Raw genomic sequence first — 18,590 nt, 5'->3', positions numbered from 1 at the left:
CCTACAAAATCTCAGAAGTTAGTCTGCCTTCTTAAGTTTGAGCATTTCTTTCTGAAGATCCAGCACAATGGAGGAAAGCTTATCAAGCGAAATATCAGCGATTGGGAAAGTAGAGCTGATGTAGGATTTAGCCTCCCAAATCTCCACAACGTCGTCGATAGGAAGTTCATAAGGCGCATATAGCGGATTGTCTGAATGAAGCCGAAGTGTAGCTGCCTCTTTTACCTTATTATAAACTCTTTTAAAGACCACACCTTCCTTGGCGCTGACAATGATGCAGGGGGTTCCGTCTTTCAATGTACTCCAATCTTCCACATAGCGACCAACTATAACTGTACCAGAAGAAAGAGGTAGCATGGAGTCGCCGCTGATCTCAAAAGCGCGATAAGTGCCGCCACTGCCTAATGTAGGAAGGCGGAAACGAGGCAACTCTTCGATAAACTCCGGATCTGCATACCCATTGAGGTAACCCGCGCTTGCCTTGTGCGGCACCAGTTCAATGTTTTCCCGATCGTCCTGGTCAACCGTAATAGCCAGTACGCGCAACTTACCGCCGCCTGCATGTCCGGTTACAGGTTTATAATTCGGATCTGAAAGATCAGCTGTGATGAGTTCGTCCATGGAGACATCAAAAAGCCGGGCCACATTGACCAGCGTGCTGAGTTTTGGCTCTGCCCTTCCTTCTTCATACGCTCCCACCAACGAACGCTTTATATCTAACTTTTCAGCAAGCTGTGCCTGGGTATACCCGGCGTGCTTGCGAAGGTGCCTTATATTCGATGTTACCTTTTCCACTTTTATTCTTTGTTCGTGACCACAAAATAAACAGAGCACTCTGGGTGCCGGCATGTAAACATACTAAATCTATACGTATTATACTAATTTTATTAGCAAATAATTGTGGTAATTTTTAGTTATATTTATAAAAAACTATATAAATTGGTAAAGTACCATTAAGGCAATACAAAATCATTTATTTTACTTAAAATCCAACTCTTTAAAGTTCAATAAAAATAATATTGCACAAATGTTTGTAATCTTACTTTTAATCCAATTATCTTTCGTGAAAAGTAACCCATAACCCATTTTATATGATAAAAATCTACTAAACCACTCTTTTACGAGATTCTCTTCGCGAGGGCATATTCTTTAAGAATCCACATTTTAAAATGTAGACAGGAATATTATGCCCTTTACTATCTAAAGAGAAAATAAAATTCTTACAATTTTATCTCATTCTTAAACTTTTCAAATTCCTGTTGTGTTACGAGGCTTTGAAAAATTATAGTGCAATTAATTTCCCAATCCAACCAAACTTATATGATGAACAATTCTACACTATTCAAGGCGTTGTCAGGATTAGCCCTGGCCTCAGTAGTTACTCTTTCTGGTTGCCAGAAAGAGGATTTTATGGAGGAGCAGTTTCAGACAAATGCTGTTCAGGTAAACGCTCAACATGGCCAGGCAATACCTGATCAGTACATCGTAGTATTCAAAAACGGCTCAAACAAGTTAAGCTCAACTGGCGTGAGTGCTATGACCATTGCCGGCCGTTCTGCTACCGTAGCAATGCGTGAGCGTATGCTGCTTGCCACAGGTATAGAGCGCGAAGCTATCAAACAAACTTTTGAAGGAAATGTAAACGGTTTTGCTGCCCGACTTACCAAAAACCAGTTGGAGCAATTGCGAAATAACCCGGAAGTAGCCTATGTTGAGCAGGACAGGATTATTATGCTCGCAAAACCTGGTACCGACAATACGACCACAAAAGGAAACGGCGGCAATACAAAAGGTGGCACTGATACCAACACGAAAGGCAACGGCAATGGAAAGAAGAACACGACAGAGCCTACACCCGAAGAGCCTGCTCCAACCGAGCCAACTCCTACCGAACCTGCCCCTACAGAGCCTACACCATCGGAACCTACTCCTGTAGAGCCTATACCTGTAGAACCTACACCGGTTGAACCTGCTCCTACAGAGCCTGAACAGCCAACCAGCGCCTATACTAAAATAACACCGCTGGCAGGTGAAACACTGCCCTGGCACATCGCCATGAATGGTTTTGGTGATGGTACCGGCAAAACCGTTTGGGTTATCGACTCAGGGGTTGATACTGACCACCCAGACCTGAATATTGACTTTCAGCGCAGCGTATCCCTGATCTACGGTGATGCCTCTATTGAAGATGGCTTCGGACATGGTACTAACGTAGCCGGTATTATTGCTGCCAAAAACAACGGCACCGGCATGGTGGGTGTGGCAGCCAACGCCAGCATTGTAGCCCTGCGCGTGTTTGACAATACAGGCTATGGCACCGTTTCACGCGCCATCAGTGCCGTTAATTATGTGAATAACATGGCTAAGCCGGGTGATGTCGTGAACATGAGCTTGGGCGCAGGCATCTCCAGCACGCTTGATAATGCTGTGACAGCTGCTGCTAGCAAAGGTATTCTATTTGCTATTGCAGCAGGTAACAGCGCCACTGACTGCTCTGTTAATTCCCCGGCACGCGTAAATGCTGTTGGTGTGTATACTGTTTCAGCTATGGACCGTTACCAGAATTTCTGGGCGAGCTCTAACTACGGTGCTCCTGTTGACTTTGCTGCTCCAGGCGTGAGCGCCACTTCTACACGCATAGGCGGTGGTATTGGCAGTGCCGGAAGCGGTACTTCACTGGCAGCACCACACGTTGCAGGCATTTTGTTACTTCGCGGCGAGGTGTTTTCACAGGGTACTGTTAACGGCGACAAAGACAGCTGGCCAGATCCGATCGCTTCTGTTGAGTAATACCTATACACTTAAAAAAGAAGGCCGCTCTAAAACGAGCGGCCTTCTTTTTTTTTAGATCATGCGCAATGGACATTACCAGGCATACTGCATTTTGTACATGGCCAGCGACAGTCTAATTTTAAAGTACTCATAGCGCTCCTCCAGATGCTCGAACAGATCCTTCAATTTAGCATCTTTACCCAAACTATCTATTGCCTCAGCAATCGCCTCGTATTCACGCTTCGACACAAAATCGTGTACAGGTACATCATAGCCCTGCTCCAGCAAGGTAGCCAGATGCGAGTAGATGGTGACAGGGTTTAGATTGCGGCGCCGTGCGATTTCCTCTGGACTGAGACCCTGCTGGTAAGCCTCCCAGGTCACCAAATGTGTAGCCCCTTTTATCGCGCTGCCTTTTGCCTGCTCTTCTGTCATGAAAGCAATGATTTCGTTGATGAAACTATGTCCGTAGCGCTCGAACTTCTGAGCACCTACCCCGCTAATGGCCAACATGGCAATTCGGTTGGAAGGCTTTTCAGCAGCCATTTCCTGCAAGGTGCTATCTGTGAAAACTACGTAAGGCGGAACGTTCTGCTCATCGGCCAGGCGCTTGCGCAAGGCACGAAGCCGCTCAAACAGGGCATCTTTGATTATCTCGCGTTTCGGCTTCTCTTTTTGTAGGGCTTCTGTTTGCTGTTTGGCATCCTCAAACTTCACAAGCTCTATCTTACGTCCGTCGAAAAGAACTTGCTTGCTAAGCGCCGTCAGCTTGAGGGTATAATTCTGATCATAGGCCAGTTCAAACAAGCCCGCATTCAGCATTTGGTGCAGATAGCGGTGCCAGTCCAATGTACCGATGTCGCGACCGGCGCCATAGGTCTTGATGCGGTCATAGCCGCCGGCCAGTACCTGGCTGTTACGCGAGCCGCGCAACACATCAACCAACAAACTCATGTTGAGCTTTTCCTGTGAGCGCGCAACAGCCGAAAGTGCCTTCTGGGCAATAAGGGTGCCATCAAAGCAGCTTGGGGGGTTACGGCAGATATCGCAGTTTCCGCAGTCCTTGCCCATTTGCTCACCGAAGTACTGCAGCAAAATCCGGCGGCGGCAGAATGTGGCCTCAGCAAACTGTTGCATTCGCTCCAGCTTCACCAATTGCAGTTCATTCTGGGCCTTGTCGTTGTCCGACAGCATGGTGCGCAAGTTCATCACATCGGCAAAGCTGTAAAAGAGCAGCGCATCCGACTTAGCCCCGTCACGGCCGGCCCGCCCGATTTCCTGGTAGTACCCCTCAATATTTTTAGGCAGGTTGTAGTGGATGACCCAGCGCACATTCGATTTGTCGATACCCATACCAAACGCAATGGTAGCGCAGACGATTTGCACGTCGTCACGCAGGAATGCCTCTTGCGCCTTTGCGCGTTGCTGAGCACTCATACCCGCGTGGTAAAATGTGGCATTGTAGCCGTTCTCGCGCAGTTTAGCCGAAAGGCTTTCTGTCGCCTTGCGACTCAGGCAGTAAATAATGCCCGGCTGGCCAGTACGGCGCGACAGAAAATCGGTGATCTTATTGAAACGGTTCTGCCCAGGCAGAACTGTCAGGTTAATATTGGGACGATCGAAAGAAGACAGAAACACTTTGGGCTGACGCAGTTGCAGTTGCTCCTGAATATCTTTTTGTGTGAGCTTGTCGGCTGTGGCGGTAAGCGCCACGACAGGTATAGCAGGGAATTGCTGCTTCAGGGCGCGGAGCTGGGTATACTCCGGCCTGAAATCGTGGCCCCAGGCCGAGATACAGTGCGCTTCGTCCACAGCAAAAAGGGAGACCTGGAGCCTTTTCAAAAAGGAAAAAAAGCCAGCTGAGAGCAGTTTCTCTGGTGACACATAAAGCAATTTGAGTTGCCCCGCCAGTACCTTTTCCTCTATCTTGTACTGTTCATCAGCCGTTTGCGAGCTGTTCAAATAGGCAGCAGGTATACCATTTACCAGAAGCGCCTCTACTTGGTCCTTCATCAAAGCAATGAGCGGCGACACAACCACACAGAGGCCAGGCATCACAACAGCCGGTACCTGGTAGCAGACAGATTTTCCGCCGCCTGTCGGCATAAGAACCAGCACATCTTTCTGCTGCAGGATATCCGAGATGATCTGCTCCTGCATGGGCCTGAACTGCTCATAGCCAAAATACAGCTTTAATGCCTCACGTGCTTCTCTTATACCTAAACTCATGCTGTGTAGAAAATGTAACGATGCAAAATAGTTTTCCTGTACTAAACCCAAAGTTAACCATTCTGATCGTGAAATAGGTTCCTGTATTGGCTTTGCTTTTCGATAAATGAACCATGCCCTTGTGTAACCGTACTTTAAAACAGTATGAACCTTATAAACCACAAACTATGAAGTCTGAAAGAACCAATGACCTTGAACATGTGCTGATCAAATGTATTACGGCGTGCGAAACCTGTGCCACTGCCTGCCTGCAGGAAGACGATGTGAAAATGATGGTAAGCTGCATCATGCTCGACCGCGACTGCGCCGACATCTGTACCCTCACAGCCCGCTTTGTAGCCCGTGAATCGGCACATGCCAAGCATGTGATGAAGGAGTGCATCGAGATATGCCGGCTTTGCGAAGAAGAGTGTCGCAAGCATGACCATGACCACTGCCAGAAATGTGCTGATGCCTGCCGCGAGTGTGCTGATGCCTGCGAAGCCTGGATGTCACGCTAATTACTAAGGTATAGAAAACAAAAAGCCCCTGGTATTAACCAGGGGCTTTTTGTTTAGGTAATCCGGATGGATGCTAGAAGATCATATCCAGAATTGCTGTTATAAGCGAGAGAACCAAACTGAAGACAAGCGCCCATAGAAAGCCGTCTACGCTAAAACCTCCGATCAGGTAATCTGCTAGTAAGATGATCAGTGCATTGATCACCAGCAAAAACAAGCCGAGTGTCAGCACAGTAACCGGTATGGTCAGGATAACCAGAATCGGGCGAACCACTGCATTAAGTAAGGCCAGCACAATCGCCAGAATCAGCGCCGTTACAAAGCCATCAATGTGCACCCCCGGGAGTATGTAGGCTGCTATAAGCGCTGCCACGCCGGTCAGTAAAATTTTAATGATAATTCCCATTTTGTTTCGATATATAGTGATAGTACATTTTTCCTATCTCGCTATACGTCAAAGTGGGAATTAAGGTAAGATTACTGCGCTTCCAGGCGATTCTGCGAAACTGCCATCCAGTTGCAGAGCTTGTAAAGCAGACGGGCTCCAACGTTTCCATTCCACTCGCTGTCGCCGGGCGCCACCTCGCACAAATCGAAGCCGATGATCTCACGGCCTGAACGTACAAGCGCCTTGATCAGGTATACGGCCTCTTCAAACTCCAGTCCGCCGGGTACCGGTGTACCTGTGGCCGGGCAAAGTTTAGGGTCCAGTCCGTCGATATCAAAACTGATGTATACCTTCTGCGGCAGCTGGGCGATGATCTTTTTGCATTCCTTTTTCCAGCTATCGCCTTCGTACATGTTCTCCTTCAGCACGCTGTCGTAAAAAATGGCCACGCGACCGTTCGATTGGTTGGCCAGCTCTGCCTCTGCCTGACAGATGTCGCGTATGCCTACCTGCACCAGTTTTTTAACCTGAGGCAGCTGCAGCGCATTAAACATGATGGAAGCATGCGAATACTTGAAGCCTTCGTAGGCATCCCGTAAATCGGCGTGGGCATCTACCTGCAGAATACCATACTCTTCGTGGCGATCCGCCAGGGCATGCATCAACCCGAGCGGCGTGCTGTGGTCACCGCCAATAACGCCAACTAGTTTACCCTGCTCCAGGTAGCTGTTTGCTTTGGCCTTCAGCCACTGTAGCAGCTCCTCCCCTTTTTCAGTAACTTCAGCAGGCAGGTTCTCGAATTCGGCCTTGTCCGATTCCGGGCTTCCCTCCTCCAGCCAGTTGATGTAATTCTCCGCTCGCTGGCGCAGGTTATCGCTCACGGCAGCCCATTCTTCCGAAATCTCTTCCATTGCTATACCTAGTTTCCAGGCATCTTTAATGGCAGGCTCAAAAAGGTCGAGCTGCGGAGAGGCTTCTTTAATGGCCTGTGGACCAGCCGCCGTACCGGCACTGTAGGACACAGTTACTTCCCATGGCACAGGTATAAGCACCACATCAGACTCATCAATCGTAAAAGGCAAACCGAAAAGGCCACCGTTCACATCGCCTACACCGTTCGGGTCGAATGCGTCTATCTTCTGCTGTTTGCTATTAATTGGTTGGTTCTGCGGAGTACTCATCAGTAACGTTTTCAGGGTTCGAATTTAAAAGCTCCTTCACAAAGTTCGGGAGTGCGAAGGCAGCCATGTGCATATCTTCATTGTAATACTTAAGTCCCTCGCTTTGAGAGAATGCCGCTGCTGCTTCTTTATCAAACACTAACGGATTTGCATTGCCTTTGGCTGAATAAGAGAAGCTCCAGGTACCGGTCGGATAGGTAGGTATAGCCGCCAGGTAGCAGTGTACTTTGTCCTGTCCGAATATCTTCTTGTAGGTGTCGTATATTTCTACGAAAACAGCCGAGTTGAATCGTGGCGACTCACTTTGCGTGATCATTACGCCGTCTTTCGTCAGGCAGCGGTATACTTCGCTGTAGAATGCTGCTGTAAACAGACCTTCACCTGGCCCAACCGGATCCGCAGAGTCCACAATGATCAGGTCGTAATGTTCGTCGGCACACTCTTTTATATACTTAATGCCATCTTCTACCAACAAGTTCAGGCGTGGGTTGTCAAATGCAACCGCTGTTTCAGGCAGGTGCAGTTTGCAGGCTTCAATTACCAGTTCGTCGATCTCCACCAGCGTCACTTCCTCGAGTTGCTCGTGGCGCAACAGTTCGCGCACCGTGCCTCCGTCTCCGCCACCGATTACAAGGGCGCGTCTGGCTGACCGGTTGCTGAACATCGGCACATGTGTGATCATTTCATGGTATACGTACTCGTCCTTCTGGGTACACATCACCATGCCATCCAGCGTCAGCATGTTACCGTAAGCGAGCGTTTCGTATACCTCTACCCGCTGGTATTCAGAGTCTTTCTTGTACAATTGGTTGCCGGTGTGCTTCAAAGACAAAGCAATGTTTTCGTCACGCTCAGTAAACCAGACGTCTCTTGTAATTGATCCATCTGCCTCAATGGTTTTGGCCGAAGCATCGCGCAGCGACTCCAGGTTAAAGTCGTTGCGTTTCAAAAGGCTCAACTGGCCCCGGCGAAGCTCCATCGAAGATCCGTGTCCGGATTGGAAAGCCTCTTTCAGGTAGCTATAAGAAACCCATGGGTCAACAGAGTCGCCACAGGTAAACAGGTCTACGGCTGCGTAGCCATACTCAGGCCAGGTATGGATGGCCAGGTGGCTTTCCTGAATGACCACCACACCCGAAACACCGTAGGGCGAGAAGTGATGGAAAGTACTGTTGATGACAGTGGCTCCGGCTGTTTCGGCGGCGGCAACCATGCTGTTTTCGATGTGAATCACATCGTTCATCAGTTCAGGAGAGCAATCGTAAAATTCAACTAAAATGTGTCTTCCTAATGCGTTCATTAATTGACTTTGTGGTTTCTTGTAAATAAAAATGCAAAAAAACGAAAACTGGCGCTATAATCAAACATAAACACGCAGTAAGGCTGATACGGCTCTGTCATGGTACAGCGTTGAAACAGGTAATAAAAGGCAAAAAAACGAGCGGGCTATACCTGGCAGGTTAATGCTGCCAGGTATAGCCCGCTCGTTTTTAAAATTAAAGTACAGGCTGGTATACGATAGCCGTCTATACCTTGAAAGTGCGGATGATGTCAAGCATTTTAAGTAAGGTGCTGGTATCAAAAAACAGCAGCAATGGGAGTTCGATGTCTTTAGAGTTGTGCTGAAACTTGGTAATGACCGTGAATACAAGTGGTTGGAAAAGCGGGTGCTGTACCAATATATCTTTCAACGAGTTGGCAATATGGCTTTTAGGGGCTTTAGGCGGGGAACCGTAGATATTGCTCTTCAGGATATTGGCTAATTGTGTTACCAAAGCTCCCGTAATAATGTTGCTGATCTCGAGTAACAGCGACTCCTGCATCACATTCAGTTCACCTTTCTGCACATTCAGCATGCTGAGGCACACATTGGAGAGCTGGGTGATGTGCTCGTCTGAAAAGAGCATGAGCGTGGCACCGTTAAAATCACCTTTAATATCAGACTGAATAATAAAGTGTGAGCTTTCAAACTTCGCAATAAGCGAGATGAGTTCTTTCACCTCGATCAGCTGCACATCGGGCACCTTGAGCATCACCTTATCTTTGGCGATTGTGGCAAAAGAATCGGCGGCGCGGGCCAGTCCTATGTTTAGGATCTCCTTGATAATATCCTTTTCCAACTCGGTTACATGCGTATCCATCATGTTCATCGTGTGATTAGTTCTGTTATCCATCGCCTCAGTCCCTCATCTTCTGTTCACAAAGTATCTGGTAATGGCGGGCACATCCAGCACCAGGCATACCTTGCCTGTTCCCAGCAGCGTGACACCACCATATAAATCAATGCTATCCAACGGTTTGCTGAGTGGTTTTACCACTATATCCTGCTGGCGGTAAAGCTTGTCTACAATCAGACCGAGCTTGCGGTTGTTATACGAAACAATAATGATGTTTTGTACCTGCCCCTTCAGTCGTGTTTTATCGCCCAGGCGCATCTGTTTTTCTTCCACGTTAAGAAGCTCGTCCAGGTATACGACCGTTACAGTTTCTCCTTTGATATCGGCTACAAGCACCTCGCCCACTTCGTGGAGCTCATCCTTGTCCAGTGCTACCACCGAATCGGTATGAATCAGTGGAATGGCGTAAAAAATACTGTCTATTTCAAACAACAGCGCTCCCTTAACAGCAATCGAGGTTGGCAACTGCAGAATAAACGAAGTGCCTTTACCTTTCTCAGACTCTATACGTATGCGGCCGCCTATCGAGTCAATTGCATTTTTCACCACATCCAGGCCCACACCCCGTCCTGAAAACTCAGTTACTTCTTTTGCCAGCGAAAACCCTGGCTCAAATAAGAAAGAGTATACTTCTGAATCGGGCAGCCCTTCAGCTACATCGGCAGGGACCAGTTGCCGGGCAACAGCTGCTTTCCTTACTTTATCGATGTCAATGCCTTTCCCATCATCCGACAGACTGATCACGACACTTTCACGATCACTGCGGGCCGATAATTGCAGCATTCCTGCCTTGGTTTTGCCTGCTTTAGCCCGTTGCTCTGGCCTTTCGATGCCGTGCGTAATGGCGTTGCGGACCAGGTGAAGCAGGGAGTCTGTCATGATCTGAAGAATGTTCCGGTCAATCTGAATATCCTGACCGCTCAGCTCTAGGTCGATTTCCTTCTTCTCAGCAGCAGAAATATCGCGCACCACCCTTGGGAACTTGTTGAACAAGGTGCCGATGCTTACCAGGCGCGCATCCATCACGCTGTACTGCAACTCTTCGGTGATACGGTATAGATGGGAGCTCACCGTCTTGAGCTCATCATTATCCAGCTCCCGGCTAAGCGAGAGAATGCGGTCGCGGTCAATGATCAACTCGCCCACCAGGTTCATGAGGTGGTCCAGCTTTTTAACCTGAATGTAAATCAGGTCGGAGAGCGTAAGGTTGCGCGAGGTACTGAACTTCTGCACCTTCGCCAGTTCCACGGTGCTATCCGACAGGCTGTCGACAATAATATCAAGGTTTCGAATCAGGACCGGGTCAATGTCAACTTGTCGATCGGTGTCGATGCTTTTGATCAGCTCGCCGAGCAGGTCGATGCCGTCAAAAAGCACGCCCACCACCTCGTCGCTGAAACTGAGCTCCTTGTTTCGGATCAGGCCAAAGGCCGTCTCCAACTTATGCGACACATCCGAGATCTGCAGGTAGCCGATGGCCTTGGCATTTGCCTTCAGGTTATGGAGCATACGGAAAATCTCCGCCAGAACCTGATCGTCCTGCGGCCTTTTTTCCAGTTCGCTGATGAGCCTGTTTAGGGCGTCATAGTATTCCAGCGCTTCTGCTATAAATATCTCTTTATACTCCTGCTCTCTCGATTTCATGAATTTACGTCAGTTGTACTGACTAGCTGCTGTTCTGCTGCCACATACCGGTTCAGGTAAGGGCCAATCTCTGACAAAGGCAGCACTTTGTCGGTATTTCCACTATCAATGGCTGACTTCGCCATTCCAAAAATGACTGATGAGGCCTCATCCTGTGCGATCACATGACCTCCATTGCGCTGCGAAATGGCCGCTACTCCGGCAGTGCCGTCTTTTCCCATACCTGTCAGTACCACGCCTACCACGCGTCGCACACCGCTTTGCGCAACTGCGACCATGAGTTGGTCAACAGATGGCAGATCATGCACCGCCTCTTCGTCTTCATTGAGGCTAATTTTCAGGCTGGAGGTATTTCCCATTACCGTTTGCACGACCATGTTTCTGCCACCGGGGGCTATGATCACTTTACCAGGCTTGGGAATCAGGCCCGTTCGTCCTTCAATCACGGTTAAGTCTGTCATGCCCTTTAGTCTCCTGGCGTAGCTGTGCGTGAACTTAGGTGGTAAATGAATGGCAACCAGCACAGCAGCTTTCAGTTTTGGATCCAGTTGCCGGATAATCTGCTCTACCGCTTGTGTGCCACCCGTCGACGCTCCCAACACAATAATGGTGTCAGCCGTGGCATTCCGAAGCTCCCGTTGCGTGGGCTGCGGCAAAACCTGCATTTCTTCTCCCAGCACACACAGGCGTTTCGAAGGGTCCCAATAGGCAGTGTCCCGCACAGCGGCTACTTTTCTGCAAATCTCCTCCGCCAGCGTCCTATAGGCTGGCCTTGCTGCAGGCCCCGGTTTAAGCACCACGCCATAAACACCCAGGTCAATCGCTTCTTTCAGTAGTTCAAGGCTGAGTTTTTCTTTCTCAATCAGCATCACGATCGGCGTAGGGCACTCGCTGAAGATTTGCTTGAAAACCAGCAGCTGCTCATTCCTGCGTAGGTCTGCTGAGGCCAGTATGACATCAGCTTTTCGCTGGCGTAAAGTTTCTAACACTTGCGGCCCGTTCGAAGCAAGGCCTACTACTTCCAGCTCAGGCGAACAACTTAGAATGCTTTCCAGTATCAACCGGGCGTAGCTTGACCCGTCCGCCACCAAGACCCTGAGTTTGTTAATCTGTCCTTTCAAAGTACTCTCCCTTTCCTACAACCAACAATGTGTACTCCTCTGGTCAGAAAGTTGCTATTCTTCCAGCGCTTTCTTTACCACCTCCAGTACCTTCTCTTCTGAAAATGGCTTTACGATATAGGAAATTGCACCGTACTCCAAGGCTTCATTCACAATCACCTCCTGCCCCACGGCGCTTACAATCACGATCTTCATGTCAGGCTGATCTGCCTTGATGCCTTTCAAAACATCAAGTCCGGTATTATCCGGAAGGATCACATCCAGGGTGATCAGGTCAGGATTGGTCTCTTTTGCAAGTTCCAGAGCTGTCTGCCCATTAGGAGCCTCACCAACTATCTCATAACCTGCATCTGTGAGCATGTTTTTGAGCATGGTGCGCATGTAGAATGAGTCATCTACAATCAGAATTCTTTTCATACTTTAAAGTATAGCTTCAATTTGAATGAATTGCTTTAATTACTCTTCAATTCCCTGATCTCGTCATTTGTCAGGATTTTGTACATATCCAGCACAATGATCAAGCGATTGTTTACTTTGGCAATCCCCTCAATGTAATTTTCATGGATGTTGATATCCTGTAAAAACGATGGGGTCTTGTCTATCTTGGTCATCGAAAGGTTCAGGGACTGCGGTACTTCGCGCACGATAACCCCGATGCTGTATTCCTTCGCCTCTATAACCAGGGTATAGGTAATCTGAGGATTCAGATCGCTGTCCACCGGAACCGGACGTATGCCAAAGCGTTCTTCCAAATTCATGATAGCGATAATATCGCCCCGAATATTGGCAACACCTTTTATAAAATCTGGGGTGCGTGGCATCCGGGTCACACTCGGAGTAACCGTAACTTCCTTCACCTGGTCAATTTTGATTCCGTATTCCTCCCCACCCAGTTTAAAGACGATCAGATGGATCATCTCTTCCTTTAGTAGATCTGGTTTAGCCGGATTATCAGTAGCAGCTACTGCGGTTTCAGCAATCGTCTGCGACTTGTTTTCCGTAGCTTCGCTCACAGATTGCTCCTCCTTTTTGTTGGTCTTCTCTTTCATCAGTCCAAATCGGGTTATCTGCTATTGTCCTCGCTATTCTTATTTCTGGAGCTAACGGAGCTTAGACGAGCGTTACCTGCCAACTGCTTCTGCTTTGGTTTGGCAGGCATAGAAGCCAAACGACGGTTGCTAGGGCTATGGTTAAACACCAGGTTACCATCCACCAGTTTGAAGGCGGAGATACTGATCTGCAGGTCAGCAGCAATGTCGTTCAGGTTCTGAGAGGAAGAAGTCAGCTCCTGCATCGAAGTAGACAGTTGCTTGGCTGTACTGGCTACCTGCTGCGTACCAGAGGCTGTTTGCTCGGCAATGGCTACTACTTCCTCCACGTACTTCACTACGTCCCCGATGGATGACTTCTGTACCTCGGTTGCTGTCAGGATGTCCTGCGCGGTACGGAGTGTTTCACCGCTGGATGCCGCAATGTTCTTAAAGGCGCCGGATGCTTCGAATGTAGCATTCTTTCCTTTCAATACGCGGCCTTCCATGGTCGAAATCGCCATCGCAGCAGAGGCGGTGTCTTTTTTCACGTCCTCAACCAGGGTAGCAATCTCGCTGGCTGACTTACGGGATCCCTCGGCCAGTTTACGGATCTCTTCGGCTACCACCGCGAAGCCACGTCCTGCCTCACCTGCACGGGCCGCCTCAATGGCAGCGTTCAGGGCGAGCAAGTTGGTTTGTGCGGCAATGTCGGTAATCACACCAAGCGATTTGGATATTTCCTGTGAGCGTACGCTCAGTACTTCAATGGTTTTAGAAGTAAGCGATGCCGAACTGGAGATCTCTTCCATGTTCTTCACCACTTCCGCTACTGTTTTCAGACCCAGTTGCGAGGTTTCCTCACCCAGTAAGGCCGATTTGTTCACCACTTCCGCACGGTTAGCCGTGTCTTTCGTGGTTTTCATGATTTCTTCTATCAGTTTAAAGGCCTGGTCTGTCTTAAGGGCCTGATTCTGGGCACCTTCCGCCATCTGCTGCATGGCAAGCGCCACGTCCAGCGTCACACGGTTCATTTCCAAACCTTTGCCTGCCATTTCTTCAGACGAGCTTCCTACTACCAGCGAAGAGTCATTGATTTCACCTAAAAGGGCGTTCAGGTTGTCAACTGCCAGGTTCAGGGCATTGGCCATATCCAGGATATCACCAGCGGTATGGGCCTCTACTTTCTGGGTCAAATCACCTTCAGAGATGGCACGTACTACACGGGATACTTCCAGTACCGGCGTTACAATGGACTCCAAAAGATCATTCAGGGTATCTACCAGTTCTTTCCAGCTGCCACCTACACCTTGCAGCGTAGCACGCTCGGTCAGTTTACCTTCCACACCCGCTACTCTGGCCACGCGGCTAACCTCACCCGCCAGGCGGTTCAGGTCAATCACCATGGTATTAATGGTATCGGCCAGTTCTGCCATCTCGCCTCTTGCCTCCAGCGTCAGCTTTTGTGTCAGGTCACCTTTTGATACAGCGGTTACTACTTTTACTATACCTCGCACCTGTGTTGTCAGGTTAGAGGCCATCGTATTTACATTGTCGGTAAGGTCTTTCCAAACACCGGCTACATTCGGTACATTGGCCTGTCCGCCTAGTTTACCTTCGGTACCTACCTCGAGGGCCACACGGGTTACCTCACCGGCGAAGATGTTGAGCGAGTCCACCATGCGGTTGATGTTTTCCTTCAACTCGCCCAGCTCACCTTTCACATCCACAGACACTTTCTGAGTCAGGTCACCTTTCGCCACCGCAGTCGCTACCTTGGCAATGTCGCGTACCTGCAGGGTCAGGTTGGAGGCCATGGTGTTCACATTGTCGGTAAGTTCTTTCCAGGTACCACGCACTTTCGGTACATTGGCCTGGCCGCCGAGGCGACCTTCTGTACCCACTTCTCTAGCCACACGGGTTACCTCGTCGGCAAAGATGTTCAGGGAGTCCACCATTTGGTTTAAGTTCTCCTTCAGGTCGAGTAGTTCGCCGCGTGCTTCAACTGTGATCTTCTGGCTCAAATCACCTTTCGCCACGGCGGTGGCTACTTTGGCAATGTCCCGTACCTGAGAAGTCAGGTTGGAGGCCATGTAGTTCACGTTGTCGGTGAGGTCTTTCCAGGTACCGGCTACGTTTGGCACGTTGGCCTGGCCACCTAGTTTACCCTCGGTACCTACTTCACGTGCCACTCTGGTTACCTCGTCACCAAATATATTGAGCGAGTCCACCATTTCGTTCAGGTTCTCCTTCAAATCAAGGAGCTCACCACGTGCTTCTACCGTAATTTTCTGGCTCAAGTCGCCTTTTGCCACCGCAGTAGCAACCTTTGCTATACCTCGCACCTGTGTTGTCAGGTTAGAGGCCATTGTATTTACATTGTCAGTAAGGTCTTTCCAAACACCGCCAACATTAGGCACAGTTGCCTGACCGCCCAGCTTACCTTCGGTACCTACCTCGAGGGCCACACGGGTTACCTCACCGGCGAAGATGTTGAGCGAGTCCACCATGCGGTTGATGTTTTCCTTCAACTCGCCCAGCTCACCTTTCACATCCACCGACACTTTCTGCGCCAGATCACCTTTCGCCACCGCAGTCGCCACATTCGCGATGTCGCGTACCTGCAGGGTCAGGTTGGAGGCCATGGTGTTCACATTATCGGTTAGGTCTTTCCAAACACCGCCCACATTAGGCACCGATGCCTGGCCGCCGAGACGCCCTTCCGTACCCACTTCTCTTGCCACACGGGTTACCTCGTCAGCAAAGATGTTCAGGGAGTCCACCATCTGGTTCAGGTTCTCTTTCAGATCAGCAAGTTCACCGCGTACGTTCACGGTAATCTTCTGGCTCAAATCACCTTTCGCTACGGCGGTGGCTACCTTGGCAATGTCACGTACCTGCAGCGTCAGGTTGGACGCCATGTAGTTCACGTTGTCCGTAAGTTCTTTCCAGATGCCTGCTACGTTTGGCACGTTTGCCTGGCCACCCAGTATACCTTCGGTTCCTACCTCACGTGCCACACGGGTTACTTCCGCGCCAAACACATTCAGTCGGTCCACCATTTCATTCAATATGTCCTTAAGGTCACCCAGCTCACCTTTCACGTCCACCGACACTTTCTGGGTCAGGTCACCTTTCGCCACCGCAGTCGCTACCTCAGCAATGTCGCGTACCTGCAGCGTCAGGTTGCCGGCCATCAGGTTCACGTTGTCAGTCAGTTCTTTCCAGGTACCCTCTACATTTGGTACAGCTGCCTGTCCGCCCAGTTTACCTTCTGTTCCTACTTCACGAGCCACTCGAGTTACCTCACCGGCGAAGATGTTGAGCGAGTCCACCATTTGGTTGATGATGTCTTTCAGCTCGGCCATCTCGCCGCGTACGTTCACCGTGATTTTCTGAGTCAGGTCACCTTTTGCAACTGCTGTGGATACGTTTGCAATGTCACGCATCTGAGAGGTCAGGTTGGAGGCCATGGTGTTCACATTGTCGGTAAGGTCTTTCCAAACCCCGCCTACGTTCGGCACTTTGGCCTGGCCGCCCAGACGTCCTTCTGTTCCTACTTCACGAGCCACACGGGTTACTTCGTCGGCGAAGATGTTGAGCGAGTCCACCATCTGGTTCATGTTGTCCTTCAGCTGGGCAAACTCACCGCGTACATCCACCGATACTTTCTGAGCCAGGTTACCTTTCGCCACCGCAGTTGCCACATTCGAGATGTCACGTACCTGCGAGGTCAGGTTGCTGGCCATGGTATTTACATTATCTGTCAGGTCCTTCCATACACCGGCCACGTTCGGAACCGATGCCTGTCCACCCAGTTTACCCTCGGTACCCACCTCAAGCGCCACACGCGTTACCTCACCCGCAAACAGGTTCAGGTTGTCAATCGTGCGGTTAATGGTTTCGGCCATTACCTTGAAGTCACCTGATACCGGGATCTGGAAGGTCTCGTCCAGGTTACCACGCGAGATGTTCTTCAGTACTTTCCCCACTTCAAGTACCGGAACCGCAATAGAGTCCACCAGGCCGTTGATGTTGTTGATCATGTCCTTCCAGAAACCGGAAGCGTTCTCGGCTGAGGCACGGGCTTTCAGGTTACCCTCCACCCCGGCTACTTTTGAGATGCGCGATACCTCGCCACCCACACCACCGATCATTTCCACCATCGAGTTGTAGGCTTCAGCGATCTCGGCGAAGATGTCGTCGTTCTGTTTGGTCAGTCGAACCGAAATATCACCCTTTTTGAAGGCATCGAGGGCATAAAGCACTTTGTTGAGTTGCTCGCCAATGTATTCGGGACTGGAGGGCAATACCTGCTTTTGGCTTTGTTTACCATTAGAGGCGCCTTTCACAGCAAGTTTACTGAGGCCAGCGTCTTTCTTTGCCGCATCAGGCCCAGCGGCCTTTGCTGCCGGATTAGCCGCATCAGCATCAACAGACTTCGGTTGTGGCGTGTCCCGCCTTTCTTCCACGGTTGTGGTGGCAGTGGGCGCCTGCTGTTTAGCTTTGGTTCGCGCCGGAGTCGACTTTTCTGGTTGGCTGGTTTCTACGTCACTAATGAGCTTGTCTTTGCTCAGCTTCAAATTTTTACCTAAGGCCATATGTTTAGGGTTGTATGGGGTTTGTCATCTGCTCGGCCCTTTGTCAGCATCAGGTTGATCTGACAGGCTGAACAGTACAAAGGGAATGTTACTGCAATTTACTTAAAAAATTGCGATTGTTCGCAACCATGTGTTATGCCTCACTGAATTCTGCGGCAAGCGCAGCATAATCTTTTGCGCCGTTAGAAGAGCTGTCATAATCAAGCACACTTTTCCCAAAAGAGGGAGCCTCGGCCAGCTTCACGTTTAGCCTGATCTGACTTTCGAAAATCTTTTCTTTCACGTTCTCCTGCAGGTATGCCAGTACCTCTTGGCTTAGTTTGCGACGCACATCAAACATGACCACTACGATTCCCTTTATTTTAAGTTTCGGGTTGAAGGCTTTTTTTACTTTCCCGATCGTTTGCATGATTTGGTCCAGGCCCTGTAGCGTCAGCACCTCCATTTGCAAAGGTATAAGCACCTCATGCGCAGCTGTCAGGGCATTCAGGGTAAGCACCGAGAGCGAAGGCGGGCAGTCAATCAACACATAATCAAAGCCTTTCACTTGCTGGAGCATCGTTTTCAAAAATTGCTCCCGGTCTGGCTGCGCCACCAGTGATATCTCGACATCTACTAGTTCGTTTGACCCTGGTGCTACCCATAGCCCGTCTTTTTCGACCAGAATATCCTTAAAAGAATGTGTGCCTAAAAAGGCTTCTGCCAGCGTATAGTCCGGCGAAGCGACAGCCAGGCTGTAGGAAAGATTACTCTGTGGATCAAGGTCAACTAACAGGACCTTGTGGCCCAGTTTGCTCAGAGCACTGCCCAGGTTGATGGTGGTGGTGGTTTTGCCTGTGCCGCCCTTTTGATTAATTACGGCTACTATTTTGGTTTTCATCCGGCTTTTTGATGATCAGGTATAGGTGCAATAATTTAGAGAGTCTAAAGCTATCAAAAAAAATTGACA

The 18,590-nt window shown here is 49.6% G+C and carries 14 protein-coding genes; 2 read left to right on the top strand and 12 right to left on the bottom strand.

What is annotated here, in order from left to right:
- Nucleotides 1–18 precede the first annotated feature (18 nt).
- The gene (locus tag BD749_RS01445) at nucleotides 19–795 is read right to left on the bottom strand and encodes an XRE family transcriptional regulator (RefSeq protein ID WP_101443572.1); all 777 of its coding nucleotides are present in this window, start codon (nucleotides 793–795) and stop codon (nucleotides 19–21) included.
- Nucleotides 796–1,320: 525 nt separating this feature from the next.
- Here BD749_RS01445 and BD749_RS01440 point away from each other — a divergent pair.
- Nucleotides 1,321–2,790, top strand: coding sequence for a S8 family serine peptidase (locus BD749_RS01440; RefSeq protein ID WP_101442603.1), 1,470 nt, complete (start codon nucleotides 1,321–1,323; stop codon nucleotides 2,788–2,790).
- Nucleotides 2,791–2,865: 75 nt separating this feature from the next.
- On the opposite strand, the gene recQ is transcribed toward BD749_RS01440, so the two are convergent.
- Nucleotides 2,866–5,001, bottom strand: coding sequence for a DNA helicase RecQ (gene recQ / locus BD749_RS01435; RefSeq protein WP_101442602.1), 2,136 nt, complete (start codon nucleotides 4,999–5,001; stop codon nucleotides 2,866–2,868).
- A gap of 167 nt (nucleotides 5,002–5,168) precedes the next feature.
- Here recQ and BD749_RS01430 point away from each other — a divergent pair, with 167 nt between their 5' ends.
- Nucleotides 5,169–5,501 (top strand): four-helix bundle copper-binding protein, encoded by a 333-nt coding sequence (locus tag BD749_RS01430; protein WP_101442601.1) that lies wholly within the window; start codon nucleotides 5,169–5,171, stop codon nucleotides 5,499–5,501.
- Nucleotides 5,502–5,574: 73 nt separating this feature from the next.
- Here the strand turns inward: BD749_RS01430 and BD749_RS01425 are convergent, their stop codons facing one another.
- From BD749_RS01425 to BD749_RS01380, 10 genes are all read right to left on the bottom strand, one after another.
- On the bottom strand, nucleotides 5,575–5,907 hold the full coding sequence (locus BD749_RS01425; protein WP_101442600.1) for a phage holin family protein: 333 nt from the start codon (nucleotides 5,905–5,907) through the stop codon (nucleotides 5,575–5,577).
- Between the two features lie 71 nt (nucleotides 5,908–5,978).
- Nucleotides 5,979–7,070 carry an agmatinase family protein gene (locus BD749_RS01420; RefSeq protein ID WP_101442599.1) on the bottom strand — a complete coding sequence of 364 codons (1,092 nt, stop codon included), beginning with the start codon at nucleotides 7,068–7,070 and terminating at the stop codon, nucleotides 5,979–5,981.
- Entirely contained in the window at nucleotides 7,042–8,370 is a 1,329-nt protein-coding gene (speE, locus tag BD749_RS01415) for a polyamine aminopropyltransferase (protein WP_101442598.1), read from the bottom strand. The genes BD749_RS01420 and speE overlap by 29 nt, the downstream gene beginning before the upstream one ends.
- A 226-nt stretch (nucleotides 8,371–8,596) precedes the next feature.
- Nucleotides 8,597–9,214: a chemotaxis protein CheC gene (locus BD749_RS01410; RefSeq protein ID WP_101443571.1), complete on the bottom strand. Its 618-nt coding sequence runs from the start codon at nucleotides 9,212–9,214 to the stop codon at nucleotides 8,597–8,599.
- A 42-nt stretch (nucleotides 9,215–9,256) separates the two neighbouring features.
- Complete coding sequence (locus BD749_RS01405; RefSeq protein WP_101442597.1) at nucleotides 9,257–10,891, bottom strand: chemotaxis protein CheA; 1,635 nt, start codon at nucleotides 10,889–10,891, stop codon at nucleotides 9,257–9,259.
- Nucleotides 10,888–11,979, bottom strand: coding sequence for a chemotaxis protein CheB (locus BD749_RS01400; RefSeq protein WP_245868836.1), 1,092 nt, complete (start codon nucleotides 11,977–11,979; stop codon nucleotides 10,888–10,890). Before BD749_RS01400 ends, BD749_RS01405 begins: the two co-directional genes overlap by 4 nt.
- 87 nt (nucleotides 11,980–12,066) lie before the next feature.
- Nucleotides 12,067–12,429 (bottom strand): response regulator, encoded by a 363-nt coding sequence (locus BD749_RS01395; RefSeq protein ID WP_101442595.1) that lies wholly within the window; start codon nucleotides 12,427–12,429, stop codon nucleotides 12,067–12,069.
- Between the two features lie 35 nt (nucleotides 12,430–12,464).
- The gene (locus BD749_RS01390; protein ID WP_101442594.1) at nucleotides 12,465–13,061 is read right to left on the bottom strand and encodes a chemotaxis protein CheW; all 597 of its coding nucleotides are present in this window, start codon (nucleotides 13,059–13,061) and stop codon (nucleotides 12,465–12,467) included.
- 14 nt (nucleotides 13,062–13,075) lie between these two features.
- Nucleotides 13,076–17,641: a HAMP domain-containing protein gene (locus tag BD749_RS01385; RefSeq protein ID WP_101442593.1), complete on the bottom strand. Its 4,566-nt coding sequence runs from the start codon at nucleotides 17,639–17,641 to the stop codon at nucleotides 13,076–13,078.
- 133 nt (nucleotides 17,642–17,774) lie between these two features.
- On the bottom strand, nucleotides 17,775–18,521 hold the full coding sequence (locus BD749_RS01380) for a ParA family protein (protein ID WP_101442592.1): 747 nt from the start codon (nucleotides 18,519–18,521) through the stop codon (nucleotides 17,775–17,777).
- Nucleotides 18,522–18,590 lie beyond the last annotated feature (69 nt).

It is taken from the genome of Pontibacter ramchanderi (assembly GCF_002846395.1).
Classification (GTDB): Bacteria; Bacteroidota; Bacteroidia; order Cytophagales; family Hymenobacteraceae; genus Pontibacter; species Pontibacter ramchanderi.
Note: the sequence above shows the minus strand (reverse complement) of the source record. Positions and strands in the feature narration are given on the sequence as shown.